Annotated in this window: 24 protein-coding genes; 18 read left to right on the top strand and 6 right to left on the bottom strand. The window is 63.0% G+C overall.

The window, feature by feature from the left end; all coding sequences use genetic code 11:
- Window positions 1–5: 5 nt before the first annotated feature.
- Complete coding sequence (locus tag ACRQ5J_RS20990; RefSeq protein WP_432379488.1) at window positions 6–920, bottom strand: LysR family transcriptional regulator; 915 nt, start codon at window positions 918–920, stop codon at window positions 6–8.
- A gap of 86 nt (window positions 921–1006) precedes the next feature.
- Here ACRQ5J_RS20990 and ACRQ5J_RS20985 point away from each other — a divergent pair, with 86 nt between their 5' ends.
- From ACRQ5J_RS20985 to maiA, 3 genes are read left to right on the top strand one after another with little or no spacing between them, the layout of a single operon-like run.
- Window positions 1007–1537 carry a VOC family protein gene (locus ACRQ5J_RS20985; protein ID WP_432379486.1) on the top strand — a complete coding sequence of 177 codons (531 nt, stop codon included), beginning with the start codon at window positions 1007–1009 and terminating at the stop codon, window positions 1535–1537.
- Window positions 1534–2559, top strand: a complete 1026-nt coding sequence (locus tag ACRQ5J_RS20980; RefSeq protein WP_432379484.1) for a fumarylacetoacetate hydrolase family protein — start codon at window positions 1534–1536, stop codon at window positions 2557–2559. The genes ACRQ5J_RS20985 and ACRQ5J_RS20980 overlap by 4 nt, the downstream gene beginning before the upstream one ends.
- On the top strand, window positions 2556–3200 hold the full coding sequence (gene maiA / locus ACRQ5J_RS20975) for a maleylacetoacetate isomerase (RefSeq protein ID WP_432379483.1): 645 nt from the start codon (window positions 2556–2558) through the stop codon (window positions 3198–3200). The genes ACRQ5J_RS20980 and maiA overlap by 4 nt, the downstream gene beginning before the upstream one ends.
- Here the strand turns inward: maiA and ACRQ5J_RS20970 are convergent, their stop codons facing one another.
- Window positions 3201–4268, bottom strand: a complete 1068-nt coding sequence (locus ACRQ5J_RS20970) for a S41 family peptidase (RefSeq protein WP_432379482.1) — start codon at window positions 4266–4268, stop codon at window positions 3201–3203.
- Window positions 4269–4384: 116 nt separating this feature from the next.
- Between ACRQ5J_RS20970 and ACRQ5J_RS20965 the strand changes: the two genes are divergently transcribed.
- From ACRQ5J_RS20965 to ACRQ5J_RS20910, 12 genes are all read left to right on the top strand, one after another.
- Entirely contained in the window at window positions 4385–5161 is a 777-nt protein-coding gene (locus ACRQ5J_RS20965) for a uracil-DNA glycosylase (protein ID WP_432379480.1), read from the top strand.
- A gap of 129 nt (window positions 5162–5290) precedes the next feature.
- Window positions 5291–5770, top strand: coding sequence for a Fe-S cluster assembly transcriptional regulator IscR (iscR, locus tag ACRQ5J_RS20960; RefSeq protein WP_432379479.1), 480 nt, complete (start codon window positions 5291–5293; stop codon window positions 5768–5770).
- A gap of 27 nt (window positions 5771–5797) precedes the next feature.
- Complete coding sequence (locus tag ACRQ5J_RS20955) at window positions 5798–7054, top strand: IscS subfamily cysteine desulfurase (protein ID WP_432379478.1); 1257 nt, start codon at window positions 5798–5800, stop codon at window positions 7052–7054.
- 26 nt (window positions 7055–7080) lie between these two features.
- Window positions 7081–7473 carry a Fe-S cluster assembly scaffold IscU gene (iscU, locus tag ACRQ5J_RS20950; RefSeq protein WP_432379477.1) on the top strand — a complete coding sequence of 131 codons (393 nt, stop codon included), beginning with the start codon at window positions 7081–7083 and terminating at the stop codon, window positions 7471–7473.
- Window positions 7474–7561: 88 nt separating this feature from the next.
- Entirely contained in the window at window positions 7562–7885 is a 324-nt protein-coding gene (iscA, locus tag ACRQ5J_RS20945; RefSeq protein ID WP_092273492.1) for an iron-sulfur cluster assembly protein IscA, read from the top strand.
- 6 nt (window positions 7886–7891) lie between these two features.
- The gene (gene hscB / locus ACRQ5J_RS20940; protein ID WP_432379475.1) at window positions 7892–8407 is read left to right on the top strand and encodes a Fe-S protein assembly co-chaperone HscB; all 516 of its coding nucleotides are present in this window, start codon (window positions 7892–7894) and stop codon (window positions 8405–8407) included.
- A 60-nt stretch (window positions 8408–8467) separates the two neighbouring features.
- A complete protein-coding gene (gene hscA, locus ACRQ5J_RS20935) occupies window positions 8468–10348 on the top strand; it encodes a Fe-S protein assembly chaperone HscA (RefSeq protein WP_432379473.1) in 1881 nt (626 codons plus the stop codon).
- A 104-nt stretch (window positions 10349–10452) separates the two neighbouring features.
- Entirely contained in the window at window positions 10453–10794 is a 342-nt protein-coding gene (gene fdx / locus ACRQ5J_RS20930; protein ID WP_432379472.1) for an ISC system 2Fe-2S type ferredoxin, read from the top strand.
- A 1-nt stretch (window position 10795) separates the two neighbouring features.
- Window positions 10796–10990, top strand: a complete 195-nt coding sequence (gene iscX / locus ACRQ5J_RS20925; RefSeq protein WP_432379470.1) for a Fe-S cluster assembly protein IscX — start codon at window positions 10796–10798, stop codon at window positions 10988–10990.
- A complete protein-coding gene (locus ACRQ5J_RS20920; protein ID WP_432379468.1) occupies window positions 10977–11867 on the top strand; it encodes a class I SAM-dependent methyltransferase in 891 nt (296 codons plus the stop codon). Before iscX ends, ACRQ5J_RS20920 begins: the two co-directional genes overlap by 14 nt.
- Window positions 11867–12877: a low-specificity L-threonine aldolase gene (ltaE, locus tag ACRQ5J_RS20915; protein WP_432379466.1), complete on the top strand. Its 1011-nt coding sequence runs from the start codon at window positions 11867–11869 to the stop codon at window positions 12875–12877. Before ACRQ5J_RS20920 ends, ltaE begins: the two co-directional genes overlap by 1 nt.
- A complete protein-coding gene (locus ACRQ5J_RS20910; RefSeq protein ID WP_432379465.1) occupies window positions 12870–13541 on the top strand; it encodes a S4 domain-containing protein in 672 nt (223 codons plus the stop codon). The genes ltaE and ACRQ5J_RS20910 overlap by 8 nt, the downstream gene beginning before the upstream one ends.
- Here the strand turns inward: ACRQ5J_RS20910 and ACRQ5J_RS20905 are convergent.
- Genes ACRQ5J_RS20905 through ACRQ5J_RS20890 form a run of 4 tightly spaced genes read right to left on the bottom strand, consistent with a single transcriptional unit; the run spans window position 13538 to window position 15703 of the window.
- The gene (locus ACRQ5J_RS20905) at window positions 13538–14050 is read right to left on the bottom strand and encodes an RDD family protein (RefSeq protein WP_432379463.1); all 513 of its coding nucleotides are present in this window, start codon (window positions 14048–14050) and stop codon (window positions 13538–13540) included. The genes ACRQ5J_RS20910 and ACRQ5J_RS20905 overlap by 4 nt on opposite strands.
- Entirely contained in the window at window positions 14040–14729 is a 690-nt protein-coding gene (locus ACRQ5J_RS20900) for a DUF3106 domain-containing protein (RefSeq protein WP_432379461.1), read from the bottom strand. Before ACRQ5J_RS20900 ends, ACRQ5J_RS20905 begins: the two co-directional genes overlap by 11 nt.
- A 3-nt stretch (window positions 14730–14732) precedes the next feature.
- On the bottom strand, window positions 14733–15137 hold the full coding sequence (locus ACRQ5J_RS20895) for a DUF3619 family protein (RefSeq protein WP_432379459.1): 405 nt from the start codon (window positions 15135–15137) through the stop codon (window positions 14733–14735).
- Window positions 15134–15703, bottom strand: a complete 570-nt coding sequence (locus ACRQ5J_RS20890; RefSeq protein WP_432379457.1) for an RNA polymerase sigma factor — start codon at window positions 15701–15703, stop codon at window positions 15134–15136. Before ACRQ5J_RS20890 ends, ACRQ5J_RS20895 begins: the two co-directional genes overlap by 4 nt.
- 458 nt (window positions 15704–16161) lie before the next feature.
- Between ACRQ5J_RS20890 and ACRQ5J_RS20885 the strand changes: the two genes are divergently transcribed.
- The 3 genes from ACRQ5J_RS20885 to ilvC all read left to right on the top strand — a co-directional run bounded on the left by ACRQ5J_RS20885 (window position 16162) and on the right by ilvC (window position 19523).
- Complete coding sequence (locus ACRQ5J_RS20885) at window positions 16162–17892, top strand: acetolactate synthase 3 catalytic subunit (protein ID WP_432379455.1); 1731 nt, start codon at window positions 16162–16164, stop codon at window positions 17890–17892.
- Window positions 17893–18384 carry an acetolactate synthase small subunit gene (gene ilvN, locus ACRQ5J_RS20880; protein ID WP_092273446.1) on the top strand — a complete coding sequence of 164 codons (492 nt, stop codon included), beginning with the start codon at window positions 17893–17895 and terminating at the stop codon, window positions 18382–18384. It begins immediately after the preceding gene.
- Between the two features lie 122 nt (window positions 18385–18506).
- Complete coding sequence (gene ilvC / locus ACRQ5J_RS20875; RefSeq protein WP_432379453.1) at window positions 18507–19523, top strand: ketol-acid reductoisomerase; 1017 nt, start codon at window positions 18507–18509, stop codon at window positions 19521–19523.
- Window positions 19524–19619 lie beyond the last annotated feature (96 nt).

Raw genomic sequence — 19619 nt, 5'->3', positions numbered from 1 at the left:
CTGCTTCAGTTGGCCGGCAGATTCCAGTCGTGCGCGGCCACAAACTGGTGCAGGAAGGCGGCGAAGCTCTCCGCCGCCGGCGACAGCGCGCGGGCGCTGCGGGTGTAGACGAAAAAGCGGCGCGTCAGCGCCGGCGCCGCCAGCGGCCGCATTTTCAGCCCATACAACTGCACCATCTTTTCCGCGTAAGGCAGGCACACGGTAATGCCCTGGCGCGCATGCACCATGGCCAGCGCGGTGGTCATGAAGGTGACTTCGTTGTGCGGACTGAGCGACAGTTCTCTGAATGAAACGTGAACATCGCGCAACAGGCGTTCGGTGAACTGGCCCTGCAGCGAGATGAAGGGATAGCGGTTGACGTCGCTCCAGGTGATGCGCTTGCGCTGGTCCAGTTCGTGACCGGGCGGATACACGGCCACAAACGGCATTTCAAACAGCGGCTGCGCATCGATCTCGGCGGTGGCGTCGCGTTCGGGGCCGATGCCGAAGTCGACCTCGCCGCTGAACACGCGCGCCGACACTTGCTCCAGCGGGCAGTCGGTCAGCCGCACCTGCACCTCGGGATGGCGCTCGCGGTAGGCGGCGATCACTTCCGGCACCATGGTGCACGACAGCATCTGCGGCGCGGCCACGCGCACCGCGCCCTGTTGCAGCGCCTTGCGGCTGGCGATGTCGGCCATGGCACGGTCGAGGTCGTGCAGCATTTTGTCGAACAGCGGATACAGTTCCCGGCCCAGCTCGGAAAGCTGGGTCTTGCGCGTGGTGCGCTCGACCACGCGCATGCCCAGCAGCTGCTCCAGCTCCTTGATCTGCCCGCTGAGCGCCGACTGCGTCACGCTCAGGTGGCCGGCCGCCAGCGTAAAGCTGCCAGTCTTGGCCAGCGCCACCAGGGCGCGCATTTGCTTGATGCTGGGATTCATGGGAAATACTGATAAATGACGAGATAAATTCGATTTGCATGATATCTGAAACTGGCATCTAATGCGGGGAACAAGAGGAGACAGCCATGAAAATCAAGCAAATACATCACGTCGCCTACCGCTGCAAGGACGCCAGGGAAACCGTCGAGTGGTACGTCAAACACCTGAATATGGACTTCGTGCTGGCCATTGCCGAGAACGAAGTGCCATCGACCAAGGCGCCGGACCCGTATATGCACGTGTTCCTCGACGCCGGCAACGGCAATGTGCTGGCTTTCTTCGAGCTGCCGACCCAGCCGGCGATGGGGCGCGACCAGAATACGCCGGCCTGGGTGCAGCACCTGGCGCTGGAAGTGGCCAGCATGGACGAGCTGCTGGCGGCCAGGGAACGCCTGGTGGCCGCCGGCATCGAGGTTATCGGCCCGGTCAACCACACCATTTTCAAATCGATCTACTTCTTCGATCCGAACGGGCACCGGCTGGAGCTGGCCTGCAACACCGGCACGCCGGACATGATGCGCAAGCTCGACGAGGTCAAATGGGACATGCTGGAAGAATGGTCGCGCACCAAAAAAGCGCCCAAGCACGCAGCCTGGATGCACGGAGGCGAAGCATGAAACTGGCGACGCTGAAAGACGGTAGCCGCGACGGCCGCCTGGTGGTCGTCAGCCGCGACCTCGGTTGCTGCCAGCCAGTGCCGAAAATCGCCGCCACGCTGCAGCATGCGCTCGACCACTGGCAGCAGGTCGAGCCGCGCCTGCGGCAAGTGTACGCCGCGCTCAACGCGGGCGAGGCCATCGATACGCAGCCGTTCGAGCAGCAGCAATGCCACTCCCCGTTGCCGCGCGCCTACCAGTGGGCCGACGGCTCGGCTTACATCAACCACGTCGAACTGGTGCGCAAGGCGCGCAATGCCGACGTGCCGGCCTCGTTCTACACCGATCCGCTGATGTACCAGGGCGGCTCGGACAGTTTCGTCGGCCCGCGCGATCCGGTGTATGCGCTGTCGGAAGAGTGGGGCATCGATCTGGAGGCGGAAGTGGCGGTCGTCACCGGCGATGTCCGCATGGGCGCCTCGCTGGCGGACGCAGCCGCGGCGATCCGGCTGGTGATGCTGGTCAACGATGTCTCGCTGCGCAACCTGATCCCCAACGAGCTGGCCAAGGGCTTCGGCTTCTTCCAGTCCAAGCCGGCCAGCGCTTTCTCGCCGGTGGCGGTGACGCCGGACGAGCTGGGCCAGCACTGGGCGGACCACAAGCTGCACCTGCCATTGCGCGTCGCGCTGAACGGGCAGCCGTTTGGCCAGCCCGACGCGGGCGAGGACATGACCTTCAGCTTCGCCCAGCTGGTGGCGCACGCGGCCGCCACGCGCGAGCTGGCGGCCGGCACCATCATCGGTTCCGGCACGGTGTCGAACAAGCAGGGCGGACTGCATGGATCGAGCATCGCCCATGGCGGCGTCGGCTATTGCTGCCTGGCCGAAGTGCGCATGTACGAAACCATCGAAACCGGCAAGCCGCACACGCCGTTCCTCAAATTCGGCGACAGCGTGCGCATCGAGATGCTCGATGCGCACGGCGCCAGCATCTTCGGCGCCATCGAGCAGGTCGTCACGCACGACAGGGAGCGCCGCGGATGAAGCTCTATACCTACTTCCGCAGCTCGGCTGCCTACCGCGTGCGCATCGCCCTCAACCTGAAAGGCATTGCTTACGATGCGGTGCCGGTGCACCTGCTGCGCAACGGCGGCGAGCAGCTGGGCGAGGCCTATCGCGCCATCAATCCGGCGGCGCTGGTGCCGGCGCTGGACGACGGCGGCAACATCTTCAGCCAATCGCTGGCCGTCATCGAATATCTGGAGGAAACGCATCCGCAAACGCCGTTGCTGCCGGCCACGCCGGCCGAGCGCGCCCGGGTGCGCGCGCTGGCGCTGACGGTTGCGGCCGATACGCATCCGCTGGGCAACCTGCGCGTGCTGAAATACCTGACGGGGCAGTTGGGCGTGAGCGAGGAGGTCAAGCTCGACTGGCAGCAGCACTGGCTGCGCACCGGCCTGGCCACGCTGGAGAGCCTGCTGGCGGGCGATCCGCGCACCGGGCGCTACAGCCATGGCGACACGCCGGGTCTGGCCGATTGCTGCCTGGTGCCGCAAGTGTTCGGCGCGCAGCGCTTCGGCGTCGACATGGCGCCTTACCCGGTCATCATGCGCATCCACGCTGCCTGCGAGGCGCTGCCCGCTTTCCAGCAAGCCCATCCATCCCGGCAGCCGGACGCCGAATAGTCACGGCTGCTGTTCCGCCGCGCCGCTTGCCCCGCGGATGGCGGCCTGCGCCAGCTGCTGCGCCGTGTCCAGCGCGGCCGACGGCTCGGCCATGCGGTCGGGCTGGACGCCGCCGCCTTGCCAGTTGTAGCGGGTGAGATAGTTGCTGGCGCGCGTAACCGCGATCGACGTCTGCAACTGGCGCGAGATGCGCTGCTTGCTGCCCACGCGCGCGTCGCCAGCCGTCGGCGTGCCGATCACCAGCGCGCGCTGGCCGGACTTGCCGCTGGCGAAGGGACGCCGCACGTATTGCTGCAAGTCGTAGGCGAACGCTTCCGCCGCGCCGCTGGTGCCACTGTTCACCAGCAGGTACAAGGGCTTGACGCCGCCGAAGCGCCTGCCTGCCACGCTGCCGTAGGTCCAGTATTCCGCCACCACGCGGCCGTTGCGGTCCAGCTGGTCGTGCAGGTGAATCTGCTGGTTCTTGAAGAAGATGCTGCGCTGGTCATCGAGCAGGTAGCTCGCCAGCAGCGCCGCCATGTCCTGGCTGTCGCCGCCGGCGTCGCGCAAGTCGATGATGAGGGCCGGGCTGTCGGCGGCCTTGTCCATGAAACGTGCCGCCGTGTCCAGCGCGCCATGGTCGAGCGGTGCGAAGCGGGTGATTTTCAGATAGCCGATACCGTCATCCAGCAGCTCGAACTTGCGCAGGCCGTAGTTGTCGGCCGCCGGCGCAGGCGGCGCCGGGCGCAGGCGCGCGTCGCCCAGGTCGTAAGGCACGAATTCCAGGTAGGTATGGCGGTCCGGCGTGATGGCCGCGACGTCGCGGGTGACGCGCGGCGCCAGCGCGCGGGCCGTCAGCGCGTCGTCGTACTCGCCGCGCGCCAGGCGCTTGCGCAAGTCGTCGGCGGCCGCCTTGGCGCGCGCACCGTCAACATGCAGCTCGTTCAGCCGCCGCGCAAATTCGGTGACGATATGGGCGCGCGTTGGCGCGTCCAGCGCTTCGTCCAGCGCCGGCGCGGCGGCGGTTTGCGCGCCGGCGCTCGTCGAAGTCATCAGCAAAACAGCGGCGATCCAGCATTGACGGCTCATTTATTCCCCAGAATCAGACATTTATTCGAAAATTATCTTAACACTTTCCCATCAGAAAATGCCGCTGAGGGCCGCGGCGCGTTACAATCTCACCTTTCCCCGAAAGCAATTCCTTCATGACGATACCGACCACCATCCTGGCGGCGCTCGACCGCGCCGATGTTTCCTGGCGTCCCTTGCTGATCAAGGGGCTGGAAGCCATGATGGCGGCGACGCCCGACTACCTGCCGCAACTGGCGCAGGACCAGTACCTGCCGACCGGGCAGCGGCTGTTCGCGGCGTTCGCGCTGCCGCTTGATGAGGTCAAGTATGTACTGGTGGGCGAGGGGCCATATCCGCGAGCAGAGAGCGCCACCGGCGTCTGTTTCATGGATGGGGCGGTCGGCAGCCTGTGGTCGTCCGAGGCGGGCGGCGGCTTGTCGAAGCCGGTCAACAAGGCCACTTCGCTGCGCAATTTCATGAAGATGCTGCTGGTGGCCGACGGCCAGTTGCAGCTGGAAAATACCGCCGGCGAGGCGATGGCGGCCGTGTCGGCGCGGGCCCGCAGCGGCGCCGGCAGCCACATCCTGACGCTGGCCGACATGCAGAACAAGCTGACCGCGCACGGCTTTTTGCTGCTGAACGCCTCGCTGGTGTTCCGCAGCCACGTGGCCCCGGCCAAGGACGCCAAGGCCTGGCTGCCGTTCTTCGAAACGGTCATGGCCGGCCTGGCGGCACAGGCCGGCAAAGTGCCGACGATGGTGCTATGGGGGAAGATCGCCGAACTGTTGAGCAAGTTGCCGGTTATGAAAGAGTTTCCGCAGATCACGGCGGAGCACCCGTACAACCTGAGTTTCATCGGCAATCGGGACATGCACCAACTGTTCCAGCCGATGCAGTTGCTGAAGGGCTGAGCCCCCGGGGCAAAACCGAGGGCAGGCCAGCAAGCTTTATTAAAGTTTGGTATACTTGACTAAATCGATCAACTACTCAGGCTTTGTGAATAGTAATGAGGTCGATATTTTAACCCAACCGAGGTAGTGATGCGTCTGACCACCAAAGGCCGTTTTGCTGTGACTGCGATGATTGACTTGGCGTTACGCCAAGGCAAGGGTCCTGTCACGCTGTCGGGCATCAGCCAGCGTCAGGCGATTTCGCTGTCCTACCTGGAGCAGCTGTTTGGCAAGCTGCGCCGCCACGAGATCGTCGAATCGATCCGCGGCCCGGGCGGCGGCTACAGCCTGGCGCGGCGCGCCGACAAGGTCACCGTGGCCGACATCATCATCGCCGTCGATGAGCCGCTGGACGCGACGCAGTGCGGCGGCAAGGAAAATTGCCACGGCGCCGATGCCGCCAGCGGCGTGCGTTGCATGACCCACGAACTGTGGGCCACGCTGAACGAAAAAATGGTTGATTATCTGGATTCCGTTTCGCTGCAGGATCTGGTCGATCAACAAAAGCAGAAAGACGCGGCACAGAACGTGGTGCACCTGCACCGCAACGGCAATCACGCCGCGCTGTAAGCCCAGATAGATAACGGAGTAACCCAGATGAACGCCCCAGAAAAAAACATCGCTGACGTGAAGTTCCAGACCGCGCCGCATTTCCCGATCTACATGGACTATTCGGCCACCACGCCGATCGACCCGCGCGTGGCCGATGCGATGATTCCCTACCTGCGCGAGCAGTTCGGCAACCCGGCGTCGCGCAGCCACATGTATGGCTGGACCGCTGAAAAAGCGGTGGAAGAGGCGCGCGCCAACGTCGCCGCGCTGGTCAACGCCGACCCGCGCGAAATCATCTGGACCTCGGGCGCGACCGAATCGAACAACCTGGCCATCAAGGGCGCGGCGCAGTTCTACAAGACCAAGGGCAAGCACATCATCACCGTCAAGACCGAGCACAAGGCCGTGCTGGACACCGTGCGTGAACTGGAGCGCCAAGGCTTTGAAGCGACCTACCTGGAGCCGCAGGACAACGGCCTGATCACCATCGAGCAGCTGACCGCGGCCATCCGCCCGGACACCATCCTGATCTCGGTCATGCTGGTCAACAACGAGATCGGCGTGATCCAGCCGATCGACCAGATCGGCGAACTGTGCCGCTCGAAAGGCATCATCTTCCACTGCGACGCCGCGCAGGCGACCGGCAAGGTGGTGATCGACCTGCAAAAAACCAAGGTCGACCTGATGACCTTCACCGCGCACAAAACCTATGGCCCGAAAGGCGTGGGCGCGCTGTACGTATGCCGCAAGCCGCGCGTGCGTATCGAAGCGCAGATGCACGGCGGCGGTCACGAGCGCGGCCTGCGTTCGGGCACCTTGCCGACCCACCAGATCGTCGGCATGGGCGAGGCGTTCCGCCTGGCCAAGGTCGAGATGGACAGCGAAATCGCCCGCATCAAGGCGCTGCGCGACCGCCTGGCCAAGGGCCTGCAGGAAATCGAGGAAACCTACATCAACGGCGACATGGAACACCGCGTGCCGCACAACCTGAACGTCAGCTTCAACTACGTTGAGGGCGAGTCGCTGATCATGGCGGTGAAAGACCTGGCCGTGTCGTCGGGTTCCGCTTGCACGTCGGCCTCGCTGGAACCATCTTATGTATTGCGCGCGCTCGGTCGTAGCGACGAACTGGCGCACAGCTCGATCCGTTTCACCATCGGCCGCTTTACCACCGAAGCCGATATCGATTTCGCGATCGAACTGATGAAGTCCAAGGTTAGCAAACTGCGTGAACTGTCGCCGCTGTGGGATATGTTCAAAGAAGGCATCGACATCAGCTCGATCCAATGGGCAGCCCACTAAATTATTAAAGATACAGGAGCATTAAAATGGCTTACTCGGAACAAGTACTGGACCACTACGAAAACCCACGTAACGTTGGCGCCTTCGAAAAAGGCGACGACAGCGTCGGCACCGGCATGGTGGGCGCGCCTGCCTGCGGCGACGTGATGAAGCTGCAGATCAAGGTGGGCGCCGATGGCGTGATCGAAGACGCCAAGTTCAAAACCTACGGCTGCGGTTCGGCCATCGCATCGAGTTCGCTGGTGACCGAATGGGTCAAGGGCAAGACGCTGGATCAGGCGCTGGCCATCAAGAACACCCAGATCGCCGAGGAACTGGCGCTGCCGCCGGTGAAAATCCACTGCTCGATCCTGGCGGAAGACGCCATCAAGGCAGCGGTACTGGACTACCAGAACAAGCACGCCGCCGTCGAAGCGTAACAACCGTCATTCCCGCGCGGGCGGGAATCCATGCTGAGCATGCGTTCTATGGGTTCCCGCCTGCGCGGGAACGACAACGGAGAATCAAATGGCAATCACCCTGACCGAAAAAGCAGCGAAACACATCAACCGCTACATCGAGCGCCGCGGCAAGGGCATCGGTCTGCGCTTTGGCGTGCGCACCACCGGCTGCTCGGGCATGGCCTACAAGCTGGAATACGTCGACGAAGTGACCGACGAGGACAGCGTGTTCGAATCGCACGGCGTGAAAGTGTTCGTCGATCCGAAAAGCCTGCCGTACATCGACGGCACGGAACTGGACTTTGCGCGCGAAGGCCTGAACGAAGGCTTCAAGTTCAACAACCCGAACGAGAAAGACGCTTGCGGTTGCGGTGAAAGCTTCCGCGTCTAAGCCGTCATGCAGAATCACTTTGAGCTATTCAATCTGCCGCAGCAGTTTGCCGTAGACGCCGGGGCGCTGGACAGCGCCTACCGCGACGTGCAAAGCCGCGTCCATCCCGATAAATTCGTCAACGCCACCGACGCCGAGAAGCGCGTCGCCATGCAGTGGGCCACCCGCGCCAACGAAGCCTATCAGACCCTGAAGAATCCGCAGAAGCGCGCGCAATACATGTGCGAGCTGCACGGCGTCGATTTGCAGACCGAGTCGAATACGGCGATGCCGATGGCCTTCCTGATGCAGCAGATGGAGTGGCGCGAAGAACTGGGCGACGCCCGCGCCGGCAAGGACAGCGACGCGCTGGAGTCGCTGGACCAGCAACTGCGCGGCGCCCGCAAGCAGCAGCTGGCGCAGATCGAACAGCAGATCAACGCCGGCGACTACGCCGCCGCCGCGCAAGGCGTGCGGGCGCTGATGTTCCTCGAAAAATTCGGCGAAGAAGTCCGCTTCGCCTTTGAAGCAATCGAAGCTTGATGCCCGGCGCCGCTGCCCGGCGCCGCCTCAGCTGACCACATAAGAATACAGGTCTCACCCATGGCACTTCTGCAAATTTCCGAACCAGGCATGTCCACCGCACCGCACCAGCACCGGCTGGCGGTGGGGATCGATCTGGGCACCACCAACTCGCTGGTGGCGACTGTGCGCAACAGCATTCCAGAAGTGCTGAACGATGAAGACGGCCGCGCGCTGCTGCCGTCGGTGGTGCGCTACCTGCCCAACGGTCACGCCAACATCGGCTACAAGGCGCAGGCCGCGCAGACTACCGATCCGAAAAACACCATCGTCTCGGTCAAGCGCTTCATGGGCCGCGGCCTGGCCGATATCGCCTATGCGGAAAACCTGCCTTACGATTTTCAGGATACGCCCGGCATGGTGCAGCTGAAAACGGTCGCCGGCGTGAAAAGCCCGGTGGAAGTGTCGGCGCAGATTCTGGCCACGCTGCGCCAGCGCGCCGAGGATTCGCTGGGCGACGACCTGGTGGGCGCGGTAATCACCGTGCCGGCGTACTTCGACGACGCGCAGCGCCAGGCGACCAAGGACGCGGCGCAGCTGGCCGGCCTGAATGTCCTGCGCCTGCTGAGCGAGCCGACTGCGGCCGCCATCGCGTACGGCCTGGATAACGCTTCGGAAGGCATCTACGCCGTCTACGATCTGGGCGGCGGCACCTTCGATATCTCGATCCTGAAACTGAGCAAGGGCGTGTTTGAAGTGCTGGCCACCGGCGGCGACTCCGCGCTGGGCGGCGATGACTTCGACCACCGCCTGTTCTGCTACATCCATCAGGAAGAGAAACTGGCGCCGCTGTCGGATGAAGACACCGCCGTGCTGATGGTGAAGGCGCGCGAGGCCAAGGAGCTGCTGTCGACCAAGGCCGAGGTGATTGTCGACGCCACGTTGAAGTCGGGCGAGCAGGTACACATCACCATCACCGCCGAGAAGTTCCAGGAGATTACCAGGCACCTGATCGAGAAGACCATGAAGGCCATCAGGAAGGCGCTGCGCGACGCCAATGTCGATGCGGACGATGTCGATGGCGTGGTCATGGTCGGCGGCGCAACGCGCATGCCGCACGTGCATCGCGCGGTGAGTGAGTTCTTCCACACCACGCCGCACGCCAATATCGATCCGGACAAGGTGGTGGCGCTGGGCGCCGCCGTGCAGGCCAATCTGCTGGCCGGGAACCGCGCGCCGGGCGACGACTGGCTGCTGCTGGATGTGATTCCGCTGTCGCTGGGCATCGAAACCATGGGCGGGCTGGTGGAGAAGATCATTCCGCGCAACTCGACCATCCCTTGCGCGCGCGCGCAGGAGTTCACCACCTTCAAGGATGGCCAGACCGCGCTGGCGGTGCACGTGCTGCAAGGCGAGCGTGAGCTGGTGGCCGATTGCCGTTCGCTGGCGCGCTTCGAGCTGCGCGGGATTCCGCCGATGGCGGCCGGCGCGGCGCGCATCCGCATTACGTACCAGGTGGATGCGGATGGCTTGCTGTCGGTGTCGGCGCGCGAGCTGCGCTCGGGCGTTGAGGCGTCGATCAGCGTCAAGCCGTCGTATGGCCTGGGTGACGACGATGTGGCGCGCATGCTGCAGGAATCGCACACTTCGGCCGATGTCGACATGAAGGCGCGCGCGCTGCGCGAGGAACAGGTGGAGGCGGAACGCATCCTGCTGGCCACGCAAGCGGCGCTGGATGAAGACGCGGCGCTGCTGTCGGACGAAGAACGCGTTGCGGTCGATGCGTTGATGGTACAAACCCGCGAGGTGGTCGCGCAGTCGCAGACCGGCGCGGTGGATCATCAGGCGGTGAAGGCGGCGGTGGAAGCGCTGGCCCACGGCACCGAAGAATTTGCGTCCCGCCGCATGGACCGCAGCGTGCGCAGCGCGCTGGCCGGCAAGGCGCTGGACCAGGTAGTGTGACGTCGTCCCCGCGAAGGCGGGGACCCATGCTGAGTAGATTGAATCCGCGCCCCCATGGATTCCCGCCTTCGCGGGAATGACGGGGTCAATAGAAGAGTTTAAACATGCCACAAATCGTATTCCTGCCCCACGCAAAACTGTGCCCGGACGGCGCCGTCGTTGAAGCCGACGCCGGCAAAACGCTGTGCGACGTCATGCTGGAGAATGACATCCACATCGAGCACGCGTGCGAAAAATCCTGCGCCTGCACCACCTGCCACGTGCTGGTGCGCGAAGGCTTCAATTCGCTGAACGAAGCCAGCGAAACCGAAGAAGACCTGCTGGATAAAGCCTGGGGCCTGGAAGCCGTGTCGCGCCTGTCGTGCCAGGCCGTGGTGGCGGACCAAGACCTGGTCGTCGAAATTCCGAAGTACACCATCAACCACGCTAGCGAAGGCGGTCACTGATATGAAGTGGACTGACATCACCGCGATTGCGGAAGCGCTGTACGACAAGTATCCGGACGTCGATCCGGCCACGATCCGCTTCACCGATCTGCACAACAAAATCGTCGAACTCGAAGAATTCGACGACGACAAGTCGCGCGGCGGTGAAAAAGTCCTCGAAGCGGTTCAACAGGCGTGGATCGATGAAGCAGCCTAAGAAGCCCGTACAGAAGATCGGCGCCACCGTCACCAGCGCCGACAACATGCCGGAAATCCGCGAAGGCCAGACCGTAGCCCTGCTGCAGGAGCTGCACATCCTCACGCGCGACGGCAAGATGAACCAGGACAGCCGCCGCAAGCTGAAACAGGTCTACCACCTGTACCAGTTCATCGAGCCGCTGCTGAAGGAAGTGCTGGAACAGAAGGACAATGTCTCGCTGGTCGATCATGGCGCCGGCAAGTCCTACCTCGGCTTCATCATCTACGACCTGTTCTTCAAGGCGCTGCACAACGATTCACACATCTATGGCATCGAGACGCGCGAAGAACTGGTGGCGCGTTCGCAGGAACTGGCGAAGCAGTTCAACTTCCCGGGCATGTCCTTCCTGCCGCTGTCGGTGGCCGAGTCCACCGAATCGAAGCTGCTGCCGCAGCAGATCGACGTCGTCACCGCGCTCCACGCCTGCAACACGGCCACCGACGACGCCATCCAGTTCGCGCTGAAGAAAAAGGCCAGGCATATCGTGCTGGTGCCGTGCTGCCAGGCCGAAGTGGCCTCGGTCCTGAAGAAGAACAAGGGCCAGTCGCTAGGCAAGTCCGCGCTGACCGAAATCTGGCGCCATCCGATCCACACGCGTGAATTCGGCAGCCAGATCACCAACGTGCTGCGCTGTCTGCAACTGGAAGCGCACGGCTACAGCGTCACCGTCACTGAACTGGTAGGCTGGGAGCACTCGATGAAGAATGAGCTGATCATCGCCACCTACAAGAACCTGCCGCGCAAGCGTCCGGCCGAGCGCCTGAAAGAGGTGCTGGAAACCGTGGGCCTGCAGGAGATGAATAGCCGTTTCTTCGCTGAAGAAGAGGTGGTGTAATGGAGAACTGGCTGGACCTGCGCAGTGATACCGTCACGCGCCCAAGCGCCGCCATGCGCGCGGCCATGAACGCCGCCGAAGTCGGGGATGACGTCTACGGCGACGACCCGACCGTCAACCGCCTGCAGGAATACGCCGCCGATTTGTTTGGCTTTGAAGACGCGCTGTTCGCGCCATCCGGCACGCAAACCAATCTGCTGGCGCTGCTGGCGCATTGCGGCCGCGGCGACGAATACCTGGTCGGCCAGGAAGCGCATACCTACCGCTACGAGGGCGGTGGCGCTGCGGTGCTGGGCAGCATCCAGCCGCAGCCAATCGTCAATCAGGCCGACGGCAGCATCGCGCTGGCCGACATCGAGTCCTGTATCAAGCCGGATGATTTCCACTTTGCCCGCACCAGGCTGCTGGCGCTGGAAAATACCATCAACGGCCGCGTGCTGCCGATGGATTACGTGCGGCAGGCAACCGGGATGGCGCACGACAAAGGCCTGGCCACGCACCTCGACGGCGCGCGCATCTGCAACGCCGCCGTCAAGCTGGGCGTCGCGCCGCGCGACGTCGTGCAGGGCTTCGACTCCGTCTCCGTGTGCCTGTCGAAAGGCCTGGGCGCGCCGGTCGGCTCGGTCCTGCTGGGATCGCGCCCGTTCATCAAGGAAGCCAGGCGCTGGCGCAAGATGCTGGGCGGCGGCATGCGCCAGGCCGGCATCATCGCCGCTGGCGGCCTGTATGCGCTGGAACACAACATCGCGCGCCTGGCCGAGGACCACGACAACGCCGCCTACTTCGCCGGCGAGCTGGCGAAGATGAAGAACCTCAAGGTCAGCACGCCGCAGACCAATATCTTCTACGTCGACATTCCGCAGTTCGTGCTGAAAGGCCTGGGCGACGTTCTTGAGCTGACCCGCATCCGCATGTCGCTCGGCCCGCGCACGCGCATCGTCACGCACATGGACGCGTCGCGCGACGACATCGACCGCGCCATCACTGTATTTGGAGACTTCTTTGGATAACACGATACGACTCTCCAAGCGGGTGGCCGATGAGCGTCAATGCTCGCGCCGCGAAGCGGAACTCTATATCGAGGGCGGCTTTGTCAGCATTGATGGCGAGGTGGTGGAGGAGGTGGGCGCGCGCGTCGCGCCGGAGCAGCAGGTGACGCTGGCGGCTGACGCCACGCTGCTGGAGATCACGCCGGTCACCATCCTGCTGCACAAGCCTGCGGGGGCCGCGCAGCCGCTGCATCTGCTCAAGGCCGACACGCTGACGCGTTCCGTGCCCTGCCAGCGCTTCCTCAAGCGCCACGTCGCCGGCCAGCAGGAAATGGTGCCGCTGGACGCCAAGGCCAGCGGCCTGGTCGTGTTCACGCAGGACTTCCGCGTCAACCGCAAGTTGAGCGAGGAGACGCTGGAGCAGGAGATTATCGTTGAAGTGTCGGGCGCCATCATCGAGGATGGCCTGAAGCAGCTGAACCAGATCAACGGCAAGGTAAGCTGGCAGAACGAAACGCGTTTGCGCTGGGCCGTCAAAGGCCTGAAGCTTGGCACGATCGAAAAGCTGTGCAAGGAAGTTGGCCTGAAGGTCGTCTCCATGAAGCGCATCCGCGTCGGCCGCATCTCCATGGCCAGCCTGCCGTCAGGCGAGTGGCGCTATTTGCAGAACTACGAGAAGTTCTAAGCGGCGCTGGCCGCCTTCTTTTTCTTTGCCAGCGGCGGCAGCTGCACCAGCCGGGTGCCGGCCAGCTTATCGTGCAGGAACTGGCGGTCCCTGTCGAAGAAGGCCGTCAGCGACCAGGCCACGATGCCGATCAGGATCGCGCCCAGCGCCTGCCAGCGATGCAGGTCGGCGGCCAATGCGACGATCAGCGCCGGCAAGATCCACATCCAGCTCAACAGGTAACGCAGCGCGGCGACGCGTGGCGTCAGCGGCAAGCCGTGGTTCGTCACCAGCTTCAGGCGCCAGGTGCGCATCGCCAGCGTCTGGCCCTCGCGCGTCCACTGGTGGATAAAGTAGGCGCCCAGCACCAGGAAGGCCAGCGCCTGCCGCATGTGCTCGACCAGCGGCGCGTGGCTGGCGCCGCTGGCAATTTCAAAAATCAGGAACGGCAGGAACAGCACGGCGAAGCCGAGCAGGGTTTCGTACACCATCGAAATCAGACGGCGCTTGATGGTCGGGTTATTTGACATCGGCAGGAGGCGCCGCTTGCGTTGGCGGCGTGGAGGTCGGTGGAATCGGCGTCACGTTGGAGGCGTTCGGCAGCGGTGCGTTCGGATCGGCCGGCGGCGTCGCCACCGGCGCTGCAATCGGCGGCGCCAGCGGCGCGGCAGGCGCCTGCGCCGGCTGCCTGGCCTGCGTCGGCGTCGGCAGGTTGACCACCTGTTTCTTGGTCTCGGCCCTGGCCGCCAATTGCTTCTTCTGCTCTTCGGTGAGCATTTGATACTCTTCCCACGACACCGCCTTCTGCGCCGGGTTCAGCTTCTGCGCGCGGGCGTAGTTCTGGCGGATCTGGCGGCGCTCTTCCGGCGACATGGCGACCCACTCGCGCATGCGGCGCTGCACGCGCGCCTGCTCATCGGGCGTCATGCGCGCGTAGCGCTTGGCGATGCCCAGCCATTTTTGCTTGCGGATCGGCTCGATGCCATCCCACTCGCCGGCCAGCGGCTCCAGCGCCTGCTGCTGGGCCGGCGTCAGATCTTTCCATTTGGTTTTTTCGACCGGCTGGGCGACGTGCTGGCCGGTGACGGCTGCCACCGGCGCCGCCACCAGGTCAGCCGCGTCCGGCTGGGCGGCCAGCCAGGCGCCCCCGGCTGCTACCGCTAACACCGCCGCTCCCGCGCCCCACTTGGCGCCACTGCTCCATGCCATCGCTTACTCGCTTCGCGTCAGGTAGGCGTTGAAGCCGTGGTCGAGGTAGGCGTCCAGCGGCAGCTCGTCCGACAGCACGGCGGCGTCGATCTCGGCCAGGTCGGCGATGCGTTCCTGCTGCTCGTACTGGTAAATGCCGACCATGCCGATCACCAGCGCCAGTGCCGGCACCAGCATGCCCCAGCGGCCGAGCCAGTTAAATTGCGACAGGAAACCGCCGCCGGCGGCCGCCAGTTCCGTTTTGACCACGCGCACCGCCAGCGGCACTTCCACATGGGCTTTCTTGCGGGCCAGCGCCATCTTGCGCGCCTGCGCCAGGCGGTCTGTGGTCGAAGCGGGCAGCTCGTCCAGCTTTTCATTGAGCGCGTGGCGCACTTTGTAAGCGAAATTCAGATCGTCGGTGTTCATAATTTAATTCCCTTGGCTGCCAGCGCCTCGGCCAGCGCATGTGTTGCACGAGAGCAATGCGTTTTGACGCTGCCTTCCGAGCAGCCCATGGCTTCGGCCGTTTCGGCCACGTCCATATCCTGCCAATAACGCATCAGGAAGGCCTCGCGTTGACGCGCCGGAAGCTTTTGTACCTCGGCATCGATGATCTCCAGCATCTGCTGGCGCTCGAACTTGTCGGCGCCGGATTCGGCCGCCTCGGTGCCGGCCTCGGCGGCGTAGGATTCCAGCATGTCGAAGTCCTCGTGCTCGTCGCTGGACGGGCCCATGCCGGAAAACAGGCTGACCCAGGTGTTGCGCACCTTTTCCCTGCGGAAATAGTCGAGGATGGTGGTCTGCAAGATGCGCTGGAACAGCGCCGGCAATTCGGCAGCCGGTTTGTCGCCGTATTTTTCGGCGAGCTTGATCATCGCGTCCTGCACGATGTCTAGCGCGGACTCGTCCTTGCGTACTGCGTAGACGGCTTGCTTGAAGGCCCGGCGTTCGACGTTTTCGAGGAAGTCGGATAATTCTTTGTCTGTGGCCATGCGTCGGGGGAGGGGGCTGCCGGGTGTTTTGAACTGAGGCGCATGCTAGCAAAAAATGTCGTGTTTTGCATGGTTTTACGTCAAAACTAATCAATTTCAGATTTAGTCCTTGCTCAATCGGGTGCGCCGGTGTACCGTATGGGACGCTTTGAACAACCCCGAAGCTCTATGGTCTGGTCGCAGCAGGCACACAACGCCGCAATCGACACGACGCGCTTTCTTATGTAGGCAGTTTGCTCTCGCCCGTGCCACAAGCACGAGAGGTATGCAACACCACTACGGAAAACCCGGCCAAACGAGAGTTTGCGCTAGCATCGCTTTGCACGTCACTACGGTTGGCGGAAGAGGCAGTGCGACCGCATAAATAAAGGGAAGCCAGGCAGAGCTGTAGCGGTATTCGTACTTCGCAAGGACAGAGCATCCGATCAATCTCCTATGGACCTTGAAAGGAATGTTTCATGAATACCGAAGCATCTTCATCACAACTGACTGGCGCGGAAATACTGGTGCGCTGCCTGGCCGAAGAGGGCGTTGAACACGTCTTCGGTTACCCGGGCGGAGCCGTGCTGTATATCTACGACGCCATCTTCAAGCAAGACAAATTCCAACACGTTCTGGTGCGCCACGAGCAGGCCGCGGTCCACGCTGCCGATGCATACTCGCGCTCGTCGAACAAAGTCGGCGTCGCGCTGGTCACGTCCGGTCCGGGCGTCACCAATGCCGTCACCGGCCTGTCGACCGCGTACATGGATTCGATTCCGATGGTGGTGATTTCCGGCCAGGTGCCGAGCCACGCGATCGGCCAGGATGCGTTCCAGGAATGCGACACGGTCGGCATCACGCGCCCGGTGGTCAAGCACAATTTCCTCGTCAAGGACGTCAAGGACTTGGCCGAGACCGTCAAGAAAGCCTTCTTCATCGCCCGCACCGGCCGTCCCGGCCCCGTGCTGGTCGACATTCCGAAGGATATCTCGATGCACAAGACGCATTTCTCGTACCCGAAAGAGGTCGAGATGCGCTCGTACAAGCCGGTGGACAAAGGCCACTCGGGCCAGATCCGCAAGGCGGTGCAACTGCTGCTGCAGGCCGAGCGCCCGATGATTTACACCGGCGGCGGCGTGATCCTGGCCAATGCGGCGCCGGAACTGAACAAGCTGGTAGACAAGCTCGGCTTCCCGGTCACCAACACGCTGATGGGCCTGGGCGCCTACCGCGCCAGCGACGAGAAATTCGTCGGCATGCCGGGCATGCACGGCACCTACGAAGCCAATATGGCGATGCAGAACTGCGACGTGCTGATCGCCATCGGCGCCCGCTTTGACGACCGCGTGATCGGCAACCCGAAACACTTTGCCTCCAATCCGCGCAAGATCATCCACGTCGACATCGACCCGTCGTCGATTTCCAAGCGCGTCAAAGTGGACATCCCGATCGTCGGCAACGTCAAGGACGTGCTGATCGAGTTCCTGGCGCAACTGGACGCCTCGGAAGCCAAGCCTAACCAGCCGGCGCTGAAAACCTGGTGGAAGCAGATCGAGGAATGGCGCGGCCGCGACTGCCTGAAGTTCCCGACCTCCGACCTCGTCATCAAGCCGCAATCGGTGGTGCAAAAGCTGTGGGAAGTGACCAAGGGCGACGCCTTCATCACCTCCGACGTCGGCCAGCACCAGATGTGGGCGGCGCAGTACTACCCGTTCGACAAGCCCAAGCGCTGGGTCAACTCGGGCGGCCTCGGCACCATGGGCGTCGGCCTGCCATACGCGATGGGCGTGCAGATGGCCAATCCGGACGCCACCGTGGCCTGCATCACCGGCGAAGGCTCGATCCAGATGTGCATCCAGGAACTGGCCACCTGCAAGCAGTATCACCTGACGCCGAAGATCATCATGCTGAACAACCGCTTCCTCGGCATGGTGCGCCAGTGGCAGCAGATCGACTACGGTTCGCGCTACTCCGAGTCCTATATGGACTCGCTGCCGAACTTCGAGAAACTGGCCGAGGCCTATGGCCACGTCGGCATGCGCATCGAGAAACCGGGCGACGTCGACGGCGCGCTGCGCGACGCGTTCGCGATGAAGGACAAGCTGGTGTTCATGAACTTCATCACCGATCAATCGGAAAACGTCTGGCCGATGGTGAAAGCAGGCAAGGGTCTGTCCGAAATGCTGCTGGGTTCGGAGGATCTCTAAATGCGACACATTATTTCTGTATTGCTGGAAAACGAAGCCGGCGCCCTGTCCCGCGTGGTGGGCCTGTTCTCCGCTCGCGGCTACAACATCGAGACGCTGACCGTGGCGCCGACCGAGGACGCGACGCTGTCGCGCATGACCATCGTCACCACCGGCTCGGACGACATCATCGAGCAGATCACCAAGCACCTGAACCGCCTGATCGAGGTGGTCAAGGTGGTGGACCTGACCGAGGGCCAGCACATCGAGCGCGAGCTGATGCTGATCAAGGTACGCGCGGTGGGCAAGGAGCGTGAAGAGATGAAGCGCACGGCGGACATCTTCCGCGGTCGCATCATCGACGTCACCGAAAAGAGCTACACGATTGAACTGACCGGCGCCAAGAGCAAGCTCGACGCGTTCATCGACTCGATCGACCGTGCCTCTATCCTTGAAACGGTCCGTACCGGCGGCTCCGGCATCGGGCGCGGCGAACGCATCCTGAAAGTGTAGAACGTCGTTCCCGCGCAGGCGGGAACCCATATTTCGCCGGACACGATACGCACCATGGATGCCCGCCTGCGCGGGAATGACGGAAGTGCCTCCGGTTTAAAAAAATTTACTTAGGAATGAACATGAAAGTTTTCTACGACAAAGACGCTGACCTCTCCCTGATCAAAGGCAAAAACGTGGCCATCATCGGCTACGGCTCGCAGGGCCACGCCCACGCACAAAACCTGAGCGAATCGGGCGTCAACGTCACCGTTGGCCTGCGCAAGGGCGGCGCCTCGTGGCAGAAGGTGGAGAAAGCCGGCCTGAAGGTCGCCGAAGTGAACGAGGCTGTCAAAGCCGCCGACGTCATCATGATCCTGCTGCCGGACGAAAACATCGCCCAGGTCTACAACGAAAACGTCGCGCCGAACGCCAAGCAAGGCGCGGTGCTGGCCTTCGCCCACGGCTTCAACGTGCACTACGGCCAGGTTGTGCCACGTGCCGACCTGGACGTGATCATGGTCGCACCGAAAGCGCCAGGCCACACCGTGCGCGCCACCTACACCCAGGGCGGCGGCGTGCCGCACCTGATCGCCGTCTACCAGGACAAGTCCGGCACCGCGCGTGACATCGCCCTGTCGTACGCGTCGGCCAACGGCGGCGGCAAGGCCGGCATCATCGAAACCAACTTCCGCGAAGAAACCGAAACCGACCTGTTCGGCGAGCAGGCCGTGCTGTGCGGCGGTGCTGTCGAGCTGATCAAGGCTGGCTTCGAAACCCTGGTGGAAGCCGGCTACGCGCCGGAGATGGCTTACTTCGAGTGCCTGCACGAGCTGAAACTGATCGTTGACCTGATCTACGAAGGCGGCATCGCCAACATGAACTACTCGATCTCGAACAACGCCGAATACGGCGAGTACGTGACCGGCCCGCGCGTTGTAACCGCCGAGACCAAGGAAACCATGCGTCAGGTGCTGAAAGACATCCAGACCGGCGAATACGCCAAGTCCTTCATCCTGGAAAACAAGGCAGGCGCCCCGACCCTGATCTCGCGTCGCCGCCTGAACGCCGAGCACCAGATCGAAGAAGTCGGCGCCAAACTGCGCTCGATGATGCCTTGGATCGCCAAGAACAAGATGGTTGACCAGTCGAAGAACTAAGCAGCTTCTTCTTCCTCAAAAAACCGGCACTTGTTGCCGGTTTTTTTACGCCCAGTGAAAATGTGTGAGTTTTGAAAAGTTTCCGCAGGGTAAAAT

The organism is Duganella sp. P38, assembly GCF_050859475.1.
Taxonomy (GTDB): Bacteria; Pseudomonadota; Gammaproteobacteria; order Burkholderiales; family Burkholderiaceae_D; genus Rugamonas.
This window is presented reverse-complemented; position numbering and strand designations above follow the sequence as displayed.